The organism is Rhodoferax potami (assembly GCF_032193765.1).
GTDB classification, from domain to species: domain Bacteria; phylum Pseudomonadota; class Gammaproteobacteria; order Burkholderiales; family Burkholderiaceae_C; genus Allorhodoferax; species Allorhodoferax potami.
In genome coordinates this window covers 3,667,803-3,687,203 of sequence record NZ_JAVBIJ010000001.1, presented here as the reverse complement: position 1 = coordinate 3,687,203, position 19,401 = coordinate 3,667,803, and the positions used below count along the sequence as shown (strand labels likewise).

General features: G+C 61.1%; 20 protein-coding genes. 3 read left to right on the top strand and 17 right to left on the bottom strand.

The features are described from left to right. The first annotated feature begins 3 nt into the window (after nucleotides 1-3). Nucleotides 4-822: a Rossmann-like and DUF2520 domain-containing protein gene (locus RAE21_RS17725; RefSeq protein ID WP_313882495.1), complete on the top strand. Its 819-nt coding sequence runs from the start codon at nucleotides 4-6 to the stop codon at nucleotides 820-822. Between the two features lie 14 nt (nucleotides 823-836). Here the strand turns inward: RAE21_RS17725 and RAE21_RS17720 are convergent, their stop codons facing one another. The 4 genes from RAE21_RS17720 to RAE21_RS17705 form a co-directional block, all read right to left on the bottom strand. Further along, entirely contained in the window at nucleotides 837-1,454 is a 618-nt protein-coding gene (locus tag RAE21_RS17720; RefSeq protein ID WP_313882494.1) for an exopolysaccharide biosynthesis protein, read from the bottom strand. Continuing rightward, nucleotides 1,451-2,410 (bottom strand): TerC family protein, encoded by a 960-nt coding sequence (locus tag RAE21_RS17715; RefSeq protein WP_313882493.1) that lies wholly within the window; start codon nucleotides 2,408-2,410, stop codon nucleotides 1,451-1,453. Before RAE21_RS17715 ends, RAE21_RS17720 begins: the two co-directional genes overlap by 4 nt. A 277-nt stretch (nucleotides 2,411-2,687) precedes the next feature. Continuing rightward, on the bottom strand, nucleotides 2,688-3,506 hold the full coding sequence (locus RAE21_RS17710) for a phosphatase PAP2 family protein (protein ID WP_313882492.1): 819 nt from the start codon (nucleotides 3,504-3,506) through the stop codon (nucleotides 2,688-2,690). 5 nt (nucleotides 3,507-3,511) lie between these two features. Continuing rightward, on the bottom strand, nucleotides 3,512-4,975 hold the full coding sequence (locus RAE21_RS17705; protein ID WP_313882491.1) for a glycosyltransferase family 39 protein: 1,464 nt from the start codon (nucleotides 4,973-4,975) through the stop codon (nucleotides 3,512-3,514). Nucleotides 4,976-5,090: 115 nt separating this feature from the next. Here RAE21_RS17705 and RAE21_RS17700 point away from each other — a divergent pair, with 115 nt between their 5' ends. Both RAE21_RS17700 and RAE21_RS17695 read left to right on the top strand, forming a co-directional pair. Beyond that, complete coding sequence (locus RAE21_RS17700; RefSeq protein WP_087496029.1) at nucleotides 5,091-5,282, top strand: 4-oxalocrotonate tautomerase; 192 nt, start codon at nucleotides 5,091-5,093, stop codon at nucleotides 5,280-5,282. Nucleotides 5,283-5,310: 28 nt separating this feature from the next. Next, nucleotides 5,311-6,201 carry a class II glutamine amidotransferase gene (locus tag RAE21_RS17695; RefSeq protein ID WP_313882490.1) on the top strand — a complete coding sequence of 297 codons (891 nt, stop codon included), beginning with the start codon at nucleotides 5,311-5,313 and terminating at the stop codon, nucleotides 6,199-6,201. A 54-nt stretch (nucleotides 6,202-6,255) separates the two neighbouring features. Here the strand turns inward: RAE21_RS17695 and RAE21_RS17690 are convergent, their stop codons facing one another. The 13 genes from RAE21_RS17690 to RAE21_RS17630 all read right to left on the bottom strand — a co-directional run bounded on the left by RAE21_RS17690 (nucleotide 6,256) and on the right by RAE21_RS17630 (nucleotide 19,401). Beyond that, nucleotides 6,256-6,834: a PKD domain-containing protein gene (locus tag RAE21_RS17690; RefSeq protein WP_313882489.1), complete on the bottom strand. Its 579-nt coding sequence runs from the start codon at nucleotides 6,832-6,834 to the stop codon at nucleotides 6,256-6,258. Between the two features lie 157 nt (nucleotides 6,835-6,991). Then, entirely contained in the window at nucleotides 6,992-7,435 is a 444-nt protein-coding gene (locus RAE21_RS17685) for a VOC family protein (RefSeq protein ID WP_428984072.1), read from the bottom strand. A gap of 51 nt (nucleotides 7,436-7,486) precedes the next feature. Further along, entirely contained in the window at nucleotides 7,487-8,458 is a 972-nt protein-coding gene (gene gshB / locus RAE21_RS17680; protein WP_313882487.1) for a glutathione synthase, read from the bottom strand. A gap of 53 nt (nucleotides 8,459-8,511) precedes the next feature. Beyond that, nucleotides 8,512-9,729, bottom strand: a complete 1,218-nt coding sequence (locus RAE21_RS17675) for a benzoate/H(+) symporter BenE family transporter (protein ID WP_313882486.1) — start codon at nucleotides 9,727-9,729, stop codon at nucleotides 8,512-8,514. Nucleotides 9,730-9,780: 51 nt separating this feature from the next. Continuing rightward, on the bottom strand, nucleotides 9,781-11,649 hold the full coding sequence (locus RAE21_RS17670; protein ID WP_313882485.1) for a potassium transporter Kup: 1,869 nt from the start codon (nucleotides 11,647-11,649) through the stop codon (nucleotides 9,781-9,783). A gap of 169 nt (nucleotides 11,650-11,818) precedes the next feature. Further along, a complete protein-coding gene (gshA, locus tag RAE21_RS17665) occupies nucleotides 11,819-13,105 on the bottom strand; it encodes a glutamate--cysteine ligase (protein WP_313882484.1) in 1,287 nt (428 codons plus the stop codon). A gap of 121 nt (nucleotides 13,106-13,226) precedes the next feature. Then, the gene (locus RAE21_RS17660) at nucleotides 13,227-14,507 is read right to left on the bottom strand and encodes a glutamate-5-semialdehyde dehydrogenase (protein WP_313882483.1); all 1,281 of its coding nucleotides are present in this window, start codon (nucleotides 14,505-14,507) and stop codon (nucleotides 13,227-13,229) included. Nucleotides 14,508-14,551: 44 nt separating this feature from the next. Beyond that, nucleotides 14,552-15,112, bottom strand: coding sequence for a hypothetical protein (locus RAE21_RS17655; protein WP_313882482.1), 561 nt, complete (start codon nucleotides 15,110-15,112; stop codon nucleotides 14,552-14,554). A 20-nt stretch (nucleotides 15,113-15,132) separates the two neighbouring features. Further along, nucleotides 15,133-16,230, bottom strand: coding sequence for a DNA polymerase III subunit delta (holA, locus tag RAE21_RS17650; RefSeq protein WP_313882481.1), 1,098 nt, complete (start codon nucleotides 16,228-16,230; stop codon nucleotides 15,133-15,135). 53 nt (nucleotides 16,231-16,283) lie between these two features. Further along, on the bottom strand, nucleotides 16,284-17,192 hold the full coding sequence (locus RAE21_RS17645; RefSeq protein WP_313882480.1) for an arginase: 909 nt from the start codon (nucleotides 17,190-17,192) through the stop codon (nucleotides 16,284-16,286). Further along, a complete protein-coding gene (locus tag RAE21_RS17640) occupies nucleotides 17,189-18,241 on the bottom strand; it encodes an ornithine cyclodeaminase (protein WP_313882479.1) in 1,053 nt (350 codons plus the stop codon). The genes RAE21_RS17645 and RAE21_RS17640 overlap by 4 nt, the downstream gene beginning before the upstream one ends. 178 nt (nucleotides 18,242-18,419) lie before the next feature. Then, nucleotides 18,420-18,893, bottom strand: a complete 474-nt coding sequence (locus tag RAE21_RS17635; protein WP_313874885.1) for an Lrp/AsnC family transcriptional regulator — start codon at nucleotides 18,891-18,893, stop codon at nucleotides 18,420-18,422. Nucleotides 18,894-18,900: 7 nt separating this feature from the next. Next, the gene (locus RAE21_RS17630) at nucleotides 18,901-19,401 is read right to left on the bottom strand and encodes an LPS-assembly lipoprotein LptE (protein WP_313882478.1); all 501 of its coding nucleotides are present in this window, start codon (nucleotides 19,399-19,401) and stop codon (nucleotides 18,901-18,903) included.

The following is a 19,401-nucleotide window of genomic DNA, read 5'->3' as shown; positions in this document are numbered from 1 at the left end:
CGCGTGACAACTTTGAACCTGATAGGTGCCGGCCGTGTGGGCCGCACATTGGCCACCTTGTGGGCACGGCATGGCGTGTTCGAGATTCAAGATGTGTTGACCAGCAGCTTGGCGAGTGCACAAGTCGCGTGCTCCGCCATGGGCTCGGGCACGGCGGTAGCCACCCTGCAGGCCATGCGCCCGGCCGATGTGTGGATGGTGGCGGTGCAGGATGCGCGAATCGCCGAAGTCGCCAGCGCGCTCGCCGCCACGCAACCATCCGGAACCGCTGCCCCCATCGTCTTTCATTGCAGCGGCGCCCAGAACGCCGGCAGCTTGCAGCCCTTGGCCGACCTGGGTTGGCGCACTGCCAGTGCCCATTGCATCTTGAGTTTTGCAGATGTCGGGGTGGCGGTGCAGCAGTTCGCGGGCACGGCGTGTGCGCTGGAAGGTGACACCTCCGCTTGCGACACTTTGCGCTCGGCATTCGATGCGATTGGCGCGCAGACGTTCGGTGTGGCCAGCGCGGACAAAGTGCTCTATCACGCCGCGGCAGTGTTTGCGACTAACTTCCTGCCGGTGATCCAGTCGGTAGCAGAAGCTGCCTGGACCCGCACCGGTGTACCCGCCCACTTGCTGCCGCACCTGCGCGCGACCTTGTTACGCAATGCGGTGGACAACATCACCCGGCTTGGTCCGGCCGGTGCGCTCACAGGCCCTGCTGCGCGTGGCGATGTGGCCGCCATTGAGCGGCAGGCCGCGGTGGTGAACGCATGGGATACGCCTAGTGGCGACGCCTACCAGGCCCTCAGCGCATTGGCGCTGCGGCTGGCAGGGCATTGAAATTCCGCAGCGTTTTACTGCGAGCGCTGAGGCCAAGCGGCCCAAAGTTCAGGCACCCAGTGGGCAGCCCCTCCGGCCAGAGCGGCCAGCACTACCAACAAAACCACGCCCAGTACGACACCTGAGAGCATGGCCAAGCCGTCTTCAAACACCAGCCCCAAGCCAATGAGCAACAGGGCCGCTGCCGGCACGACATTGCCGAAAGGAATCGGCAAGAAAATGATCATCGCCATGGCTGCCACAAAGGGCGCAAGCCAGACGCGGTGACCGGGCTGCAGCCACCAACGCTGCCGGGTCCGCATGACCCGGGAGGCTTTTTCATAGAGCCACGCCAAGGTATTGAGTGCACGGCGCGCCATGGACGGCGACAACTGAAAGCGGCCCACCTTGCGGGGCATGACCAGACGCGGGTAATAGCGCCAGATCATCCAAGCCACCATCACCATCCCCATGGAAAGCAACATGCCCGCGCCGGGCACGGGCAAGAGGCAGGGGACTGCGAGCACCACCAACAAGGCCCCCGGCCCTGCCCGGCCATGCAGCCGGAACAGTTGCTGCAGGCTCAGCGGCTGGTCCTGCAGCGCGGTGGCTGCAGCCCGCAGCCGTTCGGCCTGCGTGTGGTGAACGCTCATGCGTGGTCTTCGTTCTTGCTGGTGCGTACGCTCAACCACATGGTGGCAGCCAGGATACCGATCACCACGCCTAAGGACACGCCCACCGGAATCTTGTAGATATCGATCAAGCACATCTTGGTACCGATGAACACCAGGATCACCGCCAAGCCGTAGTTCAACAGGTGGAACTTGTTAGCGACAGCTGCCAGCAGGAAGTACATCGCACGCAGACCCAGAATCGCAAACACGTTGCTGGTCAAGACAATGAAGGGGTCGCTGGTGATCGCGAAGATCGCAGGAATCGAGTCCACCGCAAAAATCACGTCGGTCAGGGCCACCAAGCAGATCACCATGAACAAAGGCGTTGCGATCTTCTTGCCGTTTTCTACGGTCCAGAATTTTTCGCCGTCGTAGTTCTTGCTCACGGGCAGGATCTTGCGCAGCAGCTTCAGTGCGGGGTTGTCATCCAGGCTAGGTTCCTGGCCTGCAGCCCACCACATCTTCACGCCGGTGAGGATCAGGAAAGCGCCGAACACATACAAGATCCAGTGGAACTCAGCCAACAACCAGCCGCCCACCAGAATCATGATGGTGCGCAACACGATGGCACCGATGATGCCGATCATCAGCACCCGCTTCTGGTAGTGCGTAGGCACCGCGAAGTAGGTGAAGATCAGCAGGAACACAAAGATGTTGTCCACCGCCAGCGATTTCTCGATGAGGTAGCCGGTCAGGAACTCCAGCGACTTGGTGTTGGCGATCTCGGTCGAGCCGGTGGTGTCTTTGACCGCCCACCAGAACAAGCCGTTGAACAAGAAGCTCAAGGCAATCCAGATCAGGGACCAGTTAAGCGCCTCTTTGACGCCGATGTCATGGGCGCCCTGCTTTTTGAGGACGACGAAGTCGACGAAGAGTGACACCAGTACGATGCCGATGAAGGTGGCCCATAGCCACAGCGGTGCGATTGTTTGCATATGCAAGACCTCGAAATGGTTGAAACATTCCCTGTAGGTCTTGCGGGAGAGCGCCATGTGGCGCCTCTGCATGTTCCGGCCGGGGCAATGAAACCACCCGCGACGTACTGACGAAACATGCAACCCCGGCACCTGCGCGCCGGGAATGCTACTCCCCTAAAAGGTGTGTGGATGATGGCAGAGACAAACTAATCCCTGCAAGCTTTCGGGGTATTCCGGGCCTCAGAATGCTATCAAATTAATAGCTACCAGCGCAATCAATTAGAGGGCCAGAAGGCTATTTGGCTTGAAACATGGTCCGCCACACCAATCGCAAATACCCCAACAAGCTGAGCACGGCCACCACCGTCAGCACCTGTTGGTGCACATGGTTTTCAGCGAAATCCAACTCTTCCGTCACAAGGTGGTAGACCGAGAGCGCCACCAAGACGGCGGCCACCTGCATGCCCTTGGCGTTGGGCGCGAACTGCCGCTCGGACAGGCGTATCCACACCTGGTGCCCCAACAAACCGGACAACAGGCCCAAGCTGGTCCCCACGACCACATCCCCGGGCCAATGGGCACCCACCGCAATGCGCGACAAACCTGCGCCGGCCGCCAGCACCATCAGCACCCAGCCGAACTGCCGGCGCTGCACCGGGGTCAGTGCGTAGTAAATGCCAGAGGCCACCGCGAAAGCGGTGAGCGTGTGCCCGGAGGGCATGGACACGTTGTGCAGCAACTCGCCGACCACCCGCATCTGCGCGTTGTCGACCACTGCGGCCGGGCGCGGGCTCTCAATCAGGAACTTGCCGGTGCGGGCAAACAAGACCGCAAATGGCGCGGCGCACAGCCAGGCCAACATCAAGCGCGGGGCCAGCACCAACAAAGGTGCGGTGACCGCCAGCAAACCCCAGCCATTGCCCAACAAAGAGAGCCCGGTCCAGAACTCTGCGGCCAGAGGCGCACACCACTGGTTGATCGCCACAAACAGGGCGGGCTCCCAGGTCTGCAACCACAAGGGCGTGCCGAGTACAAAAATGACCAAAGGCCACCACCAGCTGCGGAGGGCAACCGGGCTGGCCAGAGCGTGAGGGCTTGTGGGGGTGGACAACATGGCGTTCAGTTCCGGGAAATGGGCGCGAGTGTAAGGCGCGGCTGCGGTGTGGCGCCTGCCCAGCCGCGGCAATCGTAAAAACGGAAGCGGGCCAATGGCATGCCGATGTGCTGCACCGGCAGGCTTTCTAGCAATTGACAAGTGGCAAATCCATGCGCTCCCACCGGCGGGTCGTAGGCCATATGCGACCAGTCCACCAGCAACGCACCTTCGCCTGCGGGCAGCGGGCCGGACCACAGCTGGAATTGCGAATCGCCCTCCTCCAAGACAAACACGGGCAGTGGCCGCGCATACCAGCCCAAGCGGCTCGCGAGCGTCCAGTTTTGCACCGCCACCCGCGAGAGCCCGTGCTGGGTCGCCAATGCGCTGGCGCGGGTGCCAGCCGCGTCCCAGCCATGCAGGTCTGCAAAAGGATTGGGTTGGGGCGCCACCGCGGCGTCATTCCGGGGCACCAGCGGCCACCCGGCACTGCCCATCAGGCCCAGCAAGGCCAGGCAGACCACCGCCTGCAGCACGACCAGACCTTTCAGCACCGCGCGCATGCGCCCTTGCCACGCCAGTGCCAGCCCCATGCCTGCGAACGGGGCCAACGCGACCCAGGCAGGCGCTGTCCAATGCGGCAGCGCAGTGCCACCGCCTGCCATGTAGGCAAAGATCACAAAAGGAACAGCGAACAGCCCTACCAAGCTCTGCATGGCCGCAGGCGCGCTGCGCCACCCGACCACGGCCCACCACCACAAAGGCCCAAACACTACCACTTGGGTGAGCAAAAAGCGCAGCACATGTATGGCCTGCCATACGCTGCCTTTGCCATGCGCCAGCTGGTAGGCAAACGATATCCAGCCGTTCTGGGCGTTCCACACCAAGACGGGGCTGATCAGCAGGGCCGCGAGGGCCATGCTGCCCCACAAAGCCGGCACACGAAACAGCCGCCAGCCATGGGCTCGCACAAGACACAGCGCAATAGCCACCGCCGTGAAAACCGCCGTGTATTTGGCCAAGCCTGCCAGCCCCAGCAAACCACCCATCACCCACCACGGTGCGCTGCGGTGCATGGCACTGGGCTGCATCAGAGTCCAGGTCTGGTGCATCAAGGCGACTGTCAGCAGCATCAGCAGGGTGTCGGGCAGCAAGCCAATACCCAGCACATGCAACAAGGGCGCCAGCGCTAAGGCCATAACCGCAGCCAAGGCTGCTTGGTCTGCCTTGGCATGCCCCGCCCACATCCGCAAGGTCAACCGGTGTACACCCCAGACAGTTAGCAGCCAGCACAGGCCAGGCACCAGGCGCAACACCGCCACGGGGGCATTCAACGCCACCAAAGGCATTTGCACCCAGCCCACCAAGGGCGGATGGTCGAAGTAACTGAGCGCCGGATGGGCGGCATACAACAGGTAATGCGCCTCATCGACCGACAGGCCCAGCACCGCGCCCCACACGGCGTGCAGCAAAAAAACCAGCCACAACACCCGATGGGCGATCCAATGCCTGGAAGGAGGGAACAAAAATTGCAAAGGACGAGTCGGAGGAAAATAAGAATCCCGCAGTCTAATCTGCGCGCCTTATCCCCTTTGAAAGGACACCATGCCCACCTACCACGTTGAAATGTTTGAAGGTCGCTCCCCCGAGCAAAAGAAAAAGCTGGTGGAAGAAGTGACGCGGGTCACCGCGGAAACGCTGGGTTGCTCGCCGGAGGCGGTGGACATCATCATCACCGAGGTGAAGCGCGAAAACTGGTCGACCGGCGGCAAACTGTGGTCTGAACCACGCACGTGAACCCCATCCTGCGGAGTAAACTGTTTCCATGTGTCAATTGCTAGGAATGAACAGCCGCTTGCCGGCCAGCCTGACCCTGAGCTTCACCGGGTTTTCGCAACGGGGCGGCTGCACGGACCACCATTCCGATGGCTGGGGCATCGCTTTCTTTGAAAGCGAAGGCAATCTGCCCGGCAAAGCAGCCCGGCACTTTGTGGACAAAGAGAGTGCAGCAACCTCGCCGATTGCGAAGATGCTCAAGTCCTACCCGATCAAAAGCCACAACGTGGTGGCGCATGTGCGCAAAGCCACCGTCGGTGCGGTGACCCTCGAGAACTGCCACCCCTTCACCCGGGAACTCTGGGGCCGCTACTGGGTGTTTGCCCACAATGGCGACCTGAAAGAATTCCAACCGCCCTTGCACGGCAGCTTCAAGCCGGTGGGCAGCACCGACAGCGAATTGGCATTCTGCTGGCTGCTTCAAGAGCTCAACAAATCGCATGTCACGGTGCCCTCGGTCGAAGAGTTGACCAACACCCTGTCGGAGTTGGTGCCCCAAATCGCGCGCCACGGGACATTCAACTTTTTGCTCAGCAACGGCCAGGCGCTGTGGGCCCATGCCAGCACCAAGCTTTGTTATGTGTCGCGGCAGCACCCCTTCCCCGAAGTGCAGCTCAAGGATGAGGATGTGACGGTCGATTTGTCTGACCTCAACGGCCCCGAAGACCGCCAGGTGATCGTGGTGACCGAACCCTTGACGACCAATGAGGCCTGGGTGGCCATGGAGTCGGGTGAGTTGCAGGCCTTTGTCGAAGGCCGCCCGGTGGTGCGCGCTGTGTGCAAAACCACCCTGACGGCCGCTGCTGCAGCGGCTGCGGCCCTGCGACAAGCAGAAGAGGCTGCCAAAGCCGCAGCCCTGGCAGCCCCTGCTGCGAATTAACGATCACACGCCCTGCTATGGGTGAACGGCCTCGAGGCCGCACCCGCGTCGCTCTTAAGGCTTGCAGCCGTACTGGCCTTTTTTGCTGTTCTCAAAATAGCTCAAGTCGCCGCTACACACTGGCTTCACAGCGGGGAATGCGGTCCCGGCCTTGGCCGCACAGGTGAAGGTACCGGTTTTGACGTTGAGTTTGCCGGACAGCTTCCAAGGCTTTTCACAGACCTCTGCAGCTTTCACAGCCGCGGACGCCACGGGCGCGGCGGCTTTGGCAACCCCGGTGACGGTGATGTCGACAGCCCGCTCTTGGCCGCCGCAGTTGGGGTGGTTCTGGACGTTCTTGCCGCCCAGCGTGACATGGTAGGAGCCCGGCTTGTCAAAGGTGCGGGTGATCACCAAGGGCACAGGGGTGTTGATGTTGCTGACGGCGTCCTTGAAGGTGCCATCACCAAAGCCCACCACGAATCCGCAGTAGTTGGCGTTGATCACATCAATATTGGCCGTGATGGTCACGGGCTCGCCCACTTTGACGTTGGTGGACGACGCCGTGATGGTGCCGAGCACCTGGGCTTGGGCAGCGCCGGCGAGCAAGAGGCTAGCGGCAGTCAGGATGGAAGCGAGAGTACGTGATGTCATGGGGCGGTCTCCAAAGAATTGCGAGCCGCTGCACCCGGTTGGCCAGCGCGCTACAACAGCCATTGTGTGACTAGCTCGCGCCTACCGCTAGGGGCTGATTGGCCGCTTTTGCAGCGAAACCAGCTATCTGTGAACTATGTCAGCCCCCGATGCGGACTTATTTGGCAAACAAACGGCCGATGTCCGAAAACGCTTTCACCTCAATCGCGTTGCCCGAGGGGTCCAAGAAGAACATCGTTGCCTGTTCACCCGGCTCGCCTTTGAACCGGATATAGGGCTCGATCACGAACTCGGTGCCTTGCGCTTGCAGGCGGGATGCCATGGCCTCCCAATCCGCCATGGGCAACACAATACCGAAATGGCGCACCGGCACGCCGTGGCCATCGACCGCGCTGCGGGCCGCACTGCCGCATTCGCTAGGTGCGAGGTGGGCGACGATCTGATGCCCGTAGAAATTGAAGTCGATCCAATCCGGGGAACTGCGGCCCTCGGGGCATCCCAGTGTCTCGCCATAAAACCGCCGGGCGGCCGCGAGATCGTGCACCGGAAAAGCCAGATGAAAAGGCGACAAAGGCGCCGGGTTGGTAGCAGGCACCGGCATCACCACCGCAGTAGATTCAGACATACAGACCTTTCAAAAAAAGGAAAAGGCTCAAACGCCGGGGTGAGCTGCCACCGCCGCTTCCAGCGCGTCGATAAACATCTCCGGCACATTGAAGCCCGTCTGGTCGGTGATCTCCTGGAAGCAGGTCGGGCTGGTGACGTTGATTTCGGTCAGGCTGTCGCCAATGATGTCCAAGCCCACCAAAAGCAAGCCACGTGCGGCCAAGGTGGGCCCCAAGGCTTCTGCCACCGCACGGTCGCTGTCAGAGAGAGGCTGGGCCACCCCTTTGCCCCCTGCAGCCAGATTGCCACGCACCTCACCCCCTTGGGGAATGCGCGCAAGGCAAAACGGTACCGGCTTGCCGCCAATGACCAGCACCCGCTTGTCACCTTCACTGATGGCAGGCAAAAACTTCTGCACCATCAGGGTCTGGGCACCGTCTTTGTTGAGGGTCTCGATGATGCCGCCGAGGTTCAAGCCATCGTCTTTGACGCGAAATATCCCCATGCCGCCCATGCCGTCGAGCGGTTTCAAAATGATGTCGCGGTGCTCGGCATGAAAGCGGCGCACATCCTCAGCATCCCGTGTCACCAACGTCGGTCCGATGAACTGGGGGAACTCCAGAATCGCCAGCTTCTCGGGGTGATCCCGCAAGGCGCGTGGCTTGTTGAACACCTTGGCACCCTCACGCTCGGCTTGCTCCAAGAGGTGGGTGGCATAAAAGAACTCGCTATCAAACGGCGGGTCCTTGCGCATCACCACACAGTCGAAATTTTTGATGGCCTGCGGGCGTTCGTCCGGCTTGCTCTGGGCTGCGGTGAACCAGACATCGGGCTCGCCAGTCAGGGTGATATCCCGCACATAGGCGGTGACCACGCCGCCGCGCTGCCACATGATGTCTTTGGGCTCGCAGGCGCTGATGCGGTGGCCGCGCTTCTGGGCCTCGCGCATCATGGAGAAGGTGGTGTCTTTGTAAATCTTGAAGGATTCCAGCGGATCCGCCACGAAAAGAATGTGCATGCTGTCTCTTTGCAAAAAATAAGGGGGCTGCCCCAAGGAGGCAACGGAGCCCGTCAAGCCTTGCTTGGGGGCACGCGACCGGTATGTTGCACCAAAAGCGCCAACACGCCGGCCACCACACCCCAAAAGGCGGAGCCGACGCCGGCTATTACCACCCCGCTCAGGGTGACCAGAAAAGTAATCAGTGCCGCCTCGCGGTTACGCTCGTCTTGCACCGCCGTGTGCAAGGCGCCACCGATAGTGCCCAGCAGCGCCAACCCGGCAATGGCCGCCACCAGCTCTTTAGGAAAGGCCGTGAGCACGCCGGTAATGGCGGCACCGAAGAGGCCGATCACCAGATAAATAGCCCCGCAAGACGCAGCAGCGGTGTAGCGCCGTTCGGGTCGGGCATGTGCCTCCGGCCCCATGCAAATGGCAGCCGTAATGGCGCTGAGATTCAGTGCGAATGCACCAAATGGAGCCAGAACGAGCGTCATCACACCCGTGAGGGTAATGACCTTGGACACAGGGATACCGGCATCGCCCCCTTGTGCTCGGCGGTCTGCAAAGCCCGCCGCCTGAATCGCCGCCACCCCCGGCAGATTTTGCGACGCCATGGTCACCACGAAAAGCGGCAGCGACATGCTGATGAAGGCCGCGAGCGAAAACGCCGGCGCCACAAACACCGGCACAGTGAAGCCAAAATGGATGTCCGCGCTTATGAATTCAGCGCGAGCAGCTACAAAAACAATAGCAATCAACAGGGTAAGCGGCACGGCATAGCGTGGAGCCCAGCGCTTGCCCGCCAGGTAAGTCACCAACATCAAGCCCACCAGAGGCAGGGCAGTTTGGGCAGCGGCAAAGCCTTGCAAACCAAACCGCGCCAACACCCCGGCCAGCAATGCAGAAGCCAGCGACAAAGGGATCTTGTTCATCACCCGCTCAAACCAACCGGTCGCGCCTGCCACCGTGATCAAGAGAGCACACAGGATGAAAGCGCCTACGCCGTCCGCCATGGTGAATCCGCCGGCGGTCGCAGCGGTCGCGAGTACCGCCGCACCCGGGGTGCTCCAGGCCACCATCACCGGCTTCTTGAGCCAGAGGGAGGGCAACAAGGTGCACAGTCCCATGCCGATGCCCAAGGCCCACATCCATGAGGCCACCATGTCCGGCGTGGCGCCCAACGCCAGCGCCGCTTGGAACACGATCGCCACCGAGCTGGTAAAGCCCACCAATACCGCCACAAAACCGGCTGTGAAGGCCGAGAGACTCAGGTCTTTGAAAAAATGCATGGGCAGATTGTCAACGACCTGAGCAACAGCGGAGCGGCGGGGCTCCATTGCTTAGATTTCGATTTTGGAACCCAGCTCTACAACCGAGTTGTTGGGCAAATTCAAGAAGTCGGCAGCGCCACTCGCGTTGTGGTGCATCTGCGCAAACAACTTTTCACGCCACGGCGCCATGCCCTGACCCAAGGTAGGCACCACCGTATCGCGCGACAGGAAGTAGCTGGTGGTCATGGCGTCTAAGGCGCAGCCGCGGCCCCGCATCTGCTCCAGAGCCTTAGGCACATCGGGGTCGTTTTTGAAGCCGTAGTTGATGATGACTTGCCAGCAATCATGGCCAAGCGACTCGATCTGCAAGCGCTTGTCCAAGCCGATCCACGGCACCTCGTGGCTCTTGACCGTCACAAACAAGTTATTGGCATGCAATACCTTGTTGTGTTTGAGGTTGTGCAGCAGGGCGTTAGGCACACTGCCTTTGTCTGCGGTCAAAAACACGGCTGTGCCCTCGACCCGTGCGGGTGGGCTGACAAAGACCGCTTCCAGAAAACTCGAGAGATCCAGCGAATCAGCGCGCAGTTTTTCGTTGAGCAGTCTGCGGCCGTCTTTCCAAGTCACCATTAGCGTAAAGATCGCGCCGCCGATCGCCAGCGGGAACCAGCCGCCTTCAAAGAACTTGAGCAGGTTGGACGTCCAGAAGGCGAAGTCCACCACAAAGAAAAAGCCGGTGGCGCCGATGCACAGCCACAGCGGGTACTTCCAGTTGTAGCGGATGACATAGAAAGTCAGGATGGTCGTGATCAGCATGTCGGTACAGACCGCAATGCCGTAGGCCGCCGCCAGATTGCTGGAGGACTTGAACATCACCACGGCCAGCACAATCGCGACGAACAAGCCCCAATTCACAAACGGCATGTAAATTTGGCCGGTGTCTTTGACGCTGGTGTGGTCAATCCGCAAACGGGGCAGGTAGCCCAATTGGATGACCTGCTTGGTCACCGAGAACGCGCCCGAGATCAAGGCTTGCGATGCGATCACAGTGGCCATGGTGGCTAGGCCGACCAAGGGCAGCAAGGCCCAATCAGGCGCCATCAGGTAAAACGGGTTTTTGACAGCTTCCGGGTAGTCCAGCAACAAGGCGCCTTGACCGAAGTAATTCAGGGTGAGCGCCGGCATCACGATAGAAAACCAGGCGAGGCGGATCGGTTTTTTCCCGAAATGGCCCATGTCGGCATACAAGGCCTCGCCGCCGGTCACGCACAAGACCACCGCCCCCAGAATGATGAAGGTGGTGCCGGGGTTGTTCCACATAAAGCCCAAAGCGTAATGCGGGCTAATCGCCCACAAGATCCGCGGCTGGTCAATGATGTGGCTCACGCCCAGAACAGCGATGGTGACAAACCAGACCACGGTGATCGGGCCGAAGAACTTGCCAATACCGGCTGTGCCACGCTTTTGCACGGCAAACAGGCAAAACAGAATCACCAGCGTGAGCGGAATCACAAAGCGCTTGAAGCCCGGAGATATCACCTCCAGACCCTCCACGGCAGACAGCACCGAAATGGCCGGGGTAATCACCCCGTCGCCATAGAACAAGCAGGTTCCAAAGATCCCCAGCAGCAGCAATACCCTGCGCAGCTGTGGCTTGTCTTTGACCGACTGAGACGCCAGGGCCAACATGGCCACCAACCCGCCTTCGCCATGGTTGTCGGCCCGCAGGACGAGCACCACGTACTTGATGGAGACGATGACCGTCAGGGTCCAGAAGAAGATGGAGAGAATTCCGTAGATATTCTCTTCCGTGAAGGGCACATGGCCGGAGCCGAAGACCTCTTTGAGCGCGTACAGCACACTGGTGCCGATGTCGCCGTATACAACGCCGATGGCACCGAGTGTGAGTGCCGCGAGAGACGATTTGGATGCTGACACAAAAACCCCCAGCCTGCATGAAGCGCCGGGTTCCGTTCCTTGAGGGACCGCTATTTTGCGCTTTGTAAACCGGCCGGCAAGTACCAAACACGCGTTTCTCGGGCTTTTTCGCTCCGTGTTGCACTGCAGCAACTTGGAGCATCTTGGGCCCGAGAGGGCTTGACGGCGGTCAGTCGTAGCGCTCTGCGTCGGGGTCTGTCGCTTCCAGCTCGTAGCTGGCTGCCAGCATGGCCAGGCGGCCGATCACCCCGTACATGTAGAAGCGATTGGGTGCACTGGCACCGGGGCGCACACCGGGCTGAGGTAAGTGCGTACTTTCAGCAAAAGCCAATGGCACGTAGCTGGAGCCAGGGGCGCTGAGGTTCTCGTCGACCCCGCGCTCAGCATGCATCCGGTAAAAGCCACCGACCACATAACGGTCCATCAGGTAGACCACCGGCTCTGCCACCGCATCGTTGACGCGCTCATTGGTGAGCACCCCTTCTTGCAGAATCAGCTCCAGAGGATCGGGCCCAGCCTCCAAACCAGCGCCCATTTTGCGGAGTTTGGCCTCTAAATCTTTGGTGTCGCGCACCGAAAGAATCGTGTTGCCGCTGGTCCGGTTGTCCGCCTTGATCACGAGGAAGGGCTTTTCCTTGATGCCGTATTCCTTGTATTTCTTCTTAACCTTGGTCAGCATGCCCTCGATGCGGCTCACCAAAGCGGCAATCCCCTCGGCGCTCTGCAGATCCACCACGCCGTAGGGTTCGAACATTGGCGTCATCAGCCAATGGTCCACACCGATCAACTTGCCGAAGCGCTTGGCCACCTCTTCGTAGCAACGGAAATGGGTGCTCTTGCGGCGGGTCGACCAACTGGCGTGCAGGGGCGGCAACAGGTACTGCTCATGCAGGTCCTCGAGAATGCCCGGCACCCCGGCGCGCAAATCGTTGTTCAGCAGAATAGTGCACGGGTCAAAATCTTTCACCCCCAAACGGCCTTTGGTGCGCACTACCGGGTCCAGGGTGATCGAATCGCCGTCGGGCAAATCAATTTTGGTGCTTTTCTTGATGTCTGCGCTGATCGAACCGATCCGGACATTCAAGCCAGCCATGTTGAAAATGCGCCCCAACTGGGCCAGATTCATCAGGTAGTAGGTGCTGCGCAGGTTGTTGTCAGGAATGATCAACAGGTTGCGCGCTTCGGGGCAGATTTTTTCAATCGCCGCTTGGGCCGCCTGCACGGCCAAGGGCAGCATGGCAGGAGTCAGGTTGTTCCAGCCGCCGGGGAAGAAGTCGGTGTCCACCGGCGCGAGCTTGAAACCTGCATTGCGCACATCAACGGCGGTGTAGAACGGGGGCGTGTGCTCCATCCACTCCAAGCGGAACCAACGCTCGATCGCAGGCATGGAGTCCAAGATCCGCTGCTCGAGTTCATTGATAGGACCGGTCAATGCGGTAATGAGATGGGGAACCATGGAGTGGCTTTCTTTGAATAATTGTGACCAGTCAGTTTACAACATGACTGGTTAGGCTAGTAAGTTTCAGTTTAGTCATCATTCGCACACTGCGCGACGGAAAATCCGCGACGCATGGGGTTCAGGCTCGCACTTCGCCCTCGCCCAGCACCACGTATTTCAGCGAGGTCAGGCCCTCGATGCCCACCGGGCCCCGGGCGTGGAACTTGTCGGTACTGATACCAATCTCTGCCCCCAGGCCGTACTCAAAGCCATCGGCAAACCGGGTACTGGCGTTCACCATCACGCTCGCTGAGTCGACTTCGCGCAAGAACCGCTGGGCGTGCACGTGGTTGATGGTCAGGATGGCGTCGGTGTGGTGGCTGCTGTACCGGTTGATGTGGGCAATCGCTTCGTCCACGCCGTCCACCAACTTCACGCTGACGATGGGGGCCAAGTACTCTTCATACCAGTCTTGCTCGGTGGCGTCTGTAACTTTGGCACCGGCTACACCTTCGAGGATGGCTCGCCCTTCGGCATCGCAGCGCATCTCGACACCTTTGTCCGCATAGATTTTGCCGATCAGCGGCAAAAACTGGGCGGCTACACCGCGCGCCACCAGCAGGCCTTCGGTCGCATTGCAGGGGCTGTATTTGTTGGTTTTGGCGTTGTCGGCCACCTTGACCGCCATGGCGATATCGCAAGGGTCGTCCACATAGGTGTGGCAATTACCGTCCAGGTGCTTGATGACAGGCACCTTGGCATCGCGGCTGATGCGCTCAATCAGCCCCTTGCCACCGCGGGGGATGATCACATCTACAAACTGCGGCATCGCGATCAACTGGCCCACTGCCTCACGGTCGGTGGTTTGCACCAGTTGCACGGCATTGGCAGGCAAGCCGGCTTCAGTCAGGGCCTGTTGCACCAGCTTGGCCAGCGCTTTGTTGGAGTCAATCGCCTCCGAGCCCCCCCGCAAGATGCACGCGTTGCCGCTCTTGATTGAGAGGCTGGCAGCCTCGATGGTCACATTCGGGCGGCTCTCGAAAATCATGCCGAACACGCCGATCGGCACCCGCATCTGGCCCACGCGGATACCGCTGGGCTGCTGCTTCATGCCGATGATTTCGCCGATCACATCGGCCATGGCAGCCAGCTGCTCACAGCCTTCGGCACAGGTTTCGAGCACTTTGGGGGTGAGCTTGAGGCGATCCACCATCGGAGCAGACAGGCCGTTGGCCACAGCCCGCTCAATATCCTTGGCATTGTCCACCTGCAAGGCTGCAGTGTTCTCGCGCAACAGGCGGGCCAAGGCACGCAACGCTACGTTTTTCATAGCTGATGGCGCACGCGCCATGAGGGCGGATGCCACTTTTGCTTGTGAACCAAGGGCCAGGGTGTATTCGGTGGTGTTGGTGGCGTTCATGGGCTGATTTTCGCAGAACACAGAAAGACCCGATCCAGCCCCGCCTACCCTTTGCCCAGACTGCCCGACCAGCGCTCCAGATCCTGCACCACACCGCCCAAAGCCAGCGCATCAACCACCACCGCAGACCACACCGGTGAGGCCACACGCACGCCGGATTGAAACAGTGCTTCTTGCATGCGCTGCTGGATCTGGTGCTGCCATTTGGCAGCATCGGGCATCCCGCCCAAAGAAGCGAGTACCCGCTGCTTGGCTTCCACCATGCCTTGCACACGCATCAGCCGCAGCAGGCGCTGCTGCATCTCAGCTTGGGCAGACACACGGTCTGCCTGTCGGTGGATCGCTTCATTGAGCAACATCTCGGTCACCAGTGCCTCGTCCTGGCAAGTGAGTGTCCAGACGATCTCACCCTCGAAGTGCTGCAAACTGCGTTTGAAGGCAACTGAATTGGCATTCAGCGCATGGGTATGGAAAAAGCAGAATCCAAGCTCATTCCACTGCTGGGCCTCCACGCGGTGCCAATCGGCCTCAAGCCGGTAGTGCAGGCGTATGGAGATCTGGTTGTGGCGCTGCACATGCCGCTGGGCAGGGGTGGCATCGGTCACAGGTGTTTCCTGCCGGTCCCTCAGCGACGCAACCCGCCGGCAGATGCCGGATGGGCTTGACCGCCGCATAAGGCGCAAACCTGCAGCGCCAGCCGGTGCAAGGATTGCCAGCCACTGGCTGGCCAGTCGGGCTGCTTCAGGCCTTTGACGATGCCGTCCACCACATGGGCGGACTGCAAGAGCTCTGCCAATGTGCGCTCAGACAGCTTGGGCAGCACCCGCTCGAACAGGCGCTCTTTGACGCCCCATATGCGGTTTTCGCGCAGGGCCATCGGCAAGGGGCGCCCCTGGCCCATGGCGTCTTTGACCCGCTTCAAGGAGCGAATATCTTCGGCCAAAGTGTAGTGCACCAGCACTTCCGCCTCGCCTTCGGCCTGCAGACCATCGAGCATGCGCTGCACCCGCGCTGCCTGGCCGGCGAGCACCGCTTCGGAGAGCTTGAACACGTCGTAGCGCGCCACATTCAGCACGGCGCTTTCGACCTGTGCAAGCGTCAACACGCCGTCACCGGTATCCGCCGGATACAGCAGGCCGAGTTTTTGAATTTCCTGATGAGCAGCCAGCAGGTTGCCCTCCACACGGTCGGCAAAAAACTGCAGGGTGCGCTGCCCTTCTTCACCGGCGGCCACTCGCTGCCCTTGGGCGCCCAGGCGCTGGGCAATCCACTGCGGCAAGGCGTTGCGCTCAATCGGATCGACCTGAAGCGAGATGCCATAACTCTCCAGCGCGGAGAACCAGGCGCCGGACTTGGTCATCTTGTCCAAGCGCGGCAGCATGACGATGGTGAGGGTGGAGTCGTTGCCTTGCGCGGCTTCGGCCAACTGCTGCAGCGCAACGCTGCCGTCTTTGCCCGGCTTGCCGCTAGGGATGCGGATTTCCACAATCTGCTTGTCTGCAAACAGGCTGAGCGAGCCGCCTGCGGCAAGCACCTCGCTCCAATCGAAGTGGGCACCGGCCACGGTGTGCGAGGTTCGCTCGGTGTAGCCCTGGGTGCGGGCCACTGCGCGGATCGCATCCAGCGCCTCTTGCTGCAGCAGCGGCTCGTCACCGTGCAAGGTGTACAGGCTTTTGAGCCCGCGTTGCAGGTGGTTCTGGAGTTGGTTGGCCGCGACTTGCATAGGGTGGTGAGTTTACTTGGCACACCGGCCCTTGCACAGCCGCGGCGCTGGGCTTAGGCGGCCAGCTCCAGCGTGGCAGCCGACGGCGCCAGTACGGTGCACAACAGCGCTGTCGCCGCGCGGGCGGTCTGCCCCCCAAAGTCGCGCAAGGGGTTGTACTCGGTGAGCTCCATGGCCACAAACTGCGGATCGTGGCTGCAGCCGTCGAGGGCCTGAAGCGCATCTGCGAGGCGAATGCCCTGCTCCACCGGGGTACCAGTGCCGGGGGCGTCCCGCGGGTCCAAGCCGTCCAGATCGAAGCTGATGCCCCATCCCGCGGTACCGGTAGACGCAATAGCCCGAGCCTCGGCAAAGCAGGCTGCAAACCCGCGCTCCAAAACCTCGGGCATGTACATCACGCGCACGCCCAATTGGCTGAGCAAGGCCTGCTCGGCCGGCTCATAACTGCGGGCACCGATGATGGCGACCTGCGAAGGCAACAACTTGCCGCGCCAGCCAAATACATCCGTCATCCCCACCGAACCGTAACCCAACAGCGCCGCCAATGGCATGCCATGGGGGGCCTGGGTATCGGAGGTGTCGGGGGTGTGGGCATCCAGGTGTGCGTCGATCCAGACCAGCCCCACTCTGCCTTGGGGGCGCAGATGTTCTGCCACGGCACTCCAGGTGCCCACTGCACACGAATGGTCACCGCCCACCACCAGGGGTTGCTGCCCATGGTGCAGCACCTGCGCCACCGTGTGGGCCAGGTGCTCCGAGAACCCTTCGATTGCACCCAAGCGGCTGCTAGCCAGCATAGGCTGGGCACTCACAGTCTCGCCCCAGGTGACGGTGCGTCCGGTCGCTGCCAAAGCGCGCTGCAGACCATGCTCTTTCAGGGCGTTGGAGCCCCATTTGCATCCGCCATCGCTGGCGCCCTCGCCGACCGCTGCGCCGACGATGTGTAACACCGGCTGGCTCATGCGGCTTTGCGCAATGGCGCAGGAACGGCGGTGGCACAGGCGAACAGGTCTTTGGGGTCCGCGAGATCGGGCACCAGTTGCACGGTACTGCCTACGCCCAGTTTCTGCGAGAGTGCATGAACATAGCGCAGGGCCGACAAATCCTCCAGGGCAAAACCCACCGAGTCAAACAAGGTCACTTGTTCGGCGTGGTCCCGGCCCGCAGCGTGGCCCGCCAGTACCTGCCAGAGTGGGTGGGTCACAAAGTCCGCAGGCATCTGCTGCAGCTCGCCCTCGATGCGCGTCTGGGGTTCAAACTCCACGAAAACTTTGGCCTGATTCAGGATGGCGGCCTCTAGCTCGGTCTTGCCCGGGCAGTCGCCGCCCACGGCATTGAGGTGCATGCCGGGTTCGATCATGTCCGCCGTCAGGATGGTGGCATTGGTTTTGTCGGCGGTTACCGTGGTCACTATGTCGGCGCCGCGCACCGCTTCACGGGTCGAGGCACAGCGCACGATGGTCAGCGCGCCAGACTCGGTGTACGGGCGCAAGTTCGCCACCAGCTTGTCGGTAGCGCGGGCGTCCACATCGAACACGCGAAGCGTGGTGATCCCCAGCTGCGTCATGAACGCAATGGCCTGGAATTCGCTTTGCGAGCCATTGCCGATCAGCGCCATGGTTTTGCTCTCCGGGCGGGCCAGCACTTTGGCCGCCATAGCCGAGGTCGCAGCCGTGCGCAAGGCGGTGGTAATGGTGAGTTCGCTGAGCAACTCGGGGTAACCAGTGGCCACATCGGCCAGCACGCCAAAGGCCATCACGGTGGACAGGCCTTGCAGCGGGTTCTTGGGGTGGCCGTTCACGTATTTGAACGCGTACAGCGCGTTGTCGGACACCGGCATCAGCTCGATGACACCGTTGATGCTGTGGTTGGCAGTGCGGGGGGATTTGTCGAAGTCCTCCCAACGCAAAAAGTCTTCACGGATGGTCTGGGCCATCTCGGACATCATGGGGGCCAGACCGTGCTGGCGCACCAGGGCTTGCATGTCATGGACGTCGATATAGCGGGTCATGGGCTTCTCCTCAGGGCAAAGTGCCGCGAGGGGATGCGGATTCCGCATCTACCGCAACGCCGGCAGCTGCACCTAGTCTAGGCCTGCCACCAAGGAGTTAAGCGATGAAGTCGGGCTGGCAAAGCGCGCAAACCGCTGCCGACCCTGAATGCCACTTCCGAAACGGAATTGACCGCTATCAGCGGGTCGTGCGGACCATTAGAGGGAAGCCAGCAAACTCTTTCACAGTTTGCAGCTCGGTGCTGGTCACAACCTTGTCGACACCCAAGCCGACGTCGTCAATCCAGGTGTTGGTCAATTCACGGTAGTGGTTCAGGTCGCGACAAGCCAGGCGGACCAAGTAGTCGTAGCGGCCACTCACCAAGTAGCAGGCAATCACCTCCGGGCAAGCGACCATGGCCTGCTCGAAGCGCTGTACCGTCGCCTGGCGCTGGTCCTTGAGGGCAATTTCCGCAAACACCGACACATGCTCACCGATGGACTGGCGTGCCAGCAAGGCGCGGTAGCCCTCGATGTGCCCTTCGTCCTCCAGCTTGTGGATCCGGTTCAAGGTTGCTCGTGCCGACAGGTTGACCACCTCTGACAAGGCTTGCGCGCTCATGCGCCCGTCGCGCTGCAGCAACTCCAGCAGGGTGTGATCGACCCGGTCCATGGCCACCTTAGGGATTCAGGCTTTTCACAGCCGCGATACGGCGCAGCAACTGCTGCACGATGTCGGACTGCATGTCGCGGTAGAGCAGCACCTCTTCCGCCTCTTTGGCCAGCACAGCAGACTCGTTGAAGCTGATATCCCGCTCCTGCAAGATGTCCGTGGGCTCAATCAGGTCACGGCCTTGCGAGGTGCGCATGCGAAAACGTACCTTGATCCGCAATTGGTATTCGCGCACCTGGCCGGAGGCGTTAAGGGCCACGATCACCTTTTCGCGTGTTTCGCCCAATATATCGACGATCACTTCCGGAGGCACACCGCCCGCAGGCGGCGCCACCGGCCGCACCATGTCGCCCAGGTAGCGGCTGAGCTCCGAGGCCACCGCAGCGCCCTTTTCGGGCGTGACCGCAATCGTCTCAAAGGCGTAGTTTTGTTTGCCGCGCAGCTTGAAGCCGCAGCCTCCCAGCAGGGCAGCCACAGGCAGCGCAAAAAGCGATCGGCGTTGCAGCAT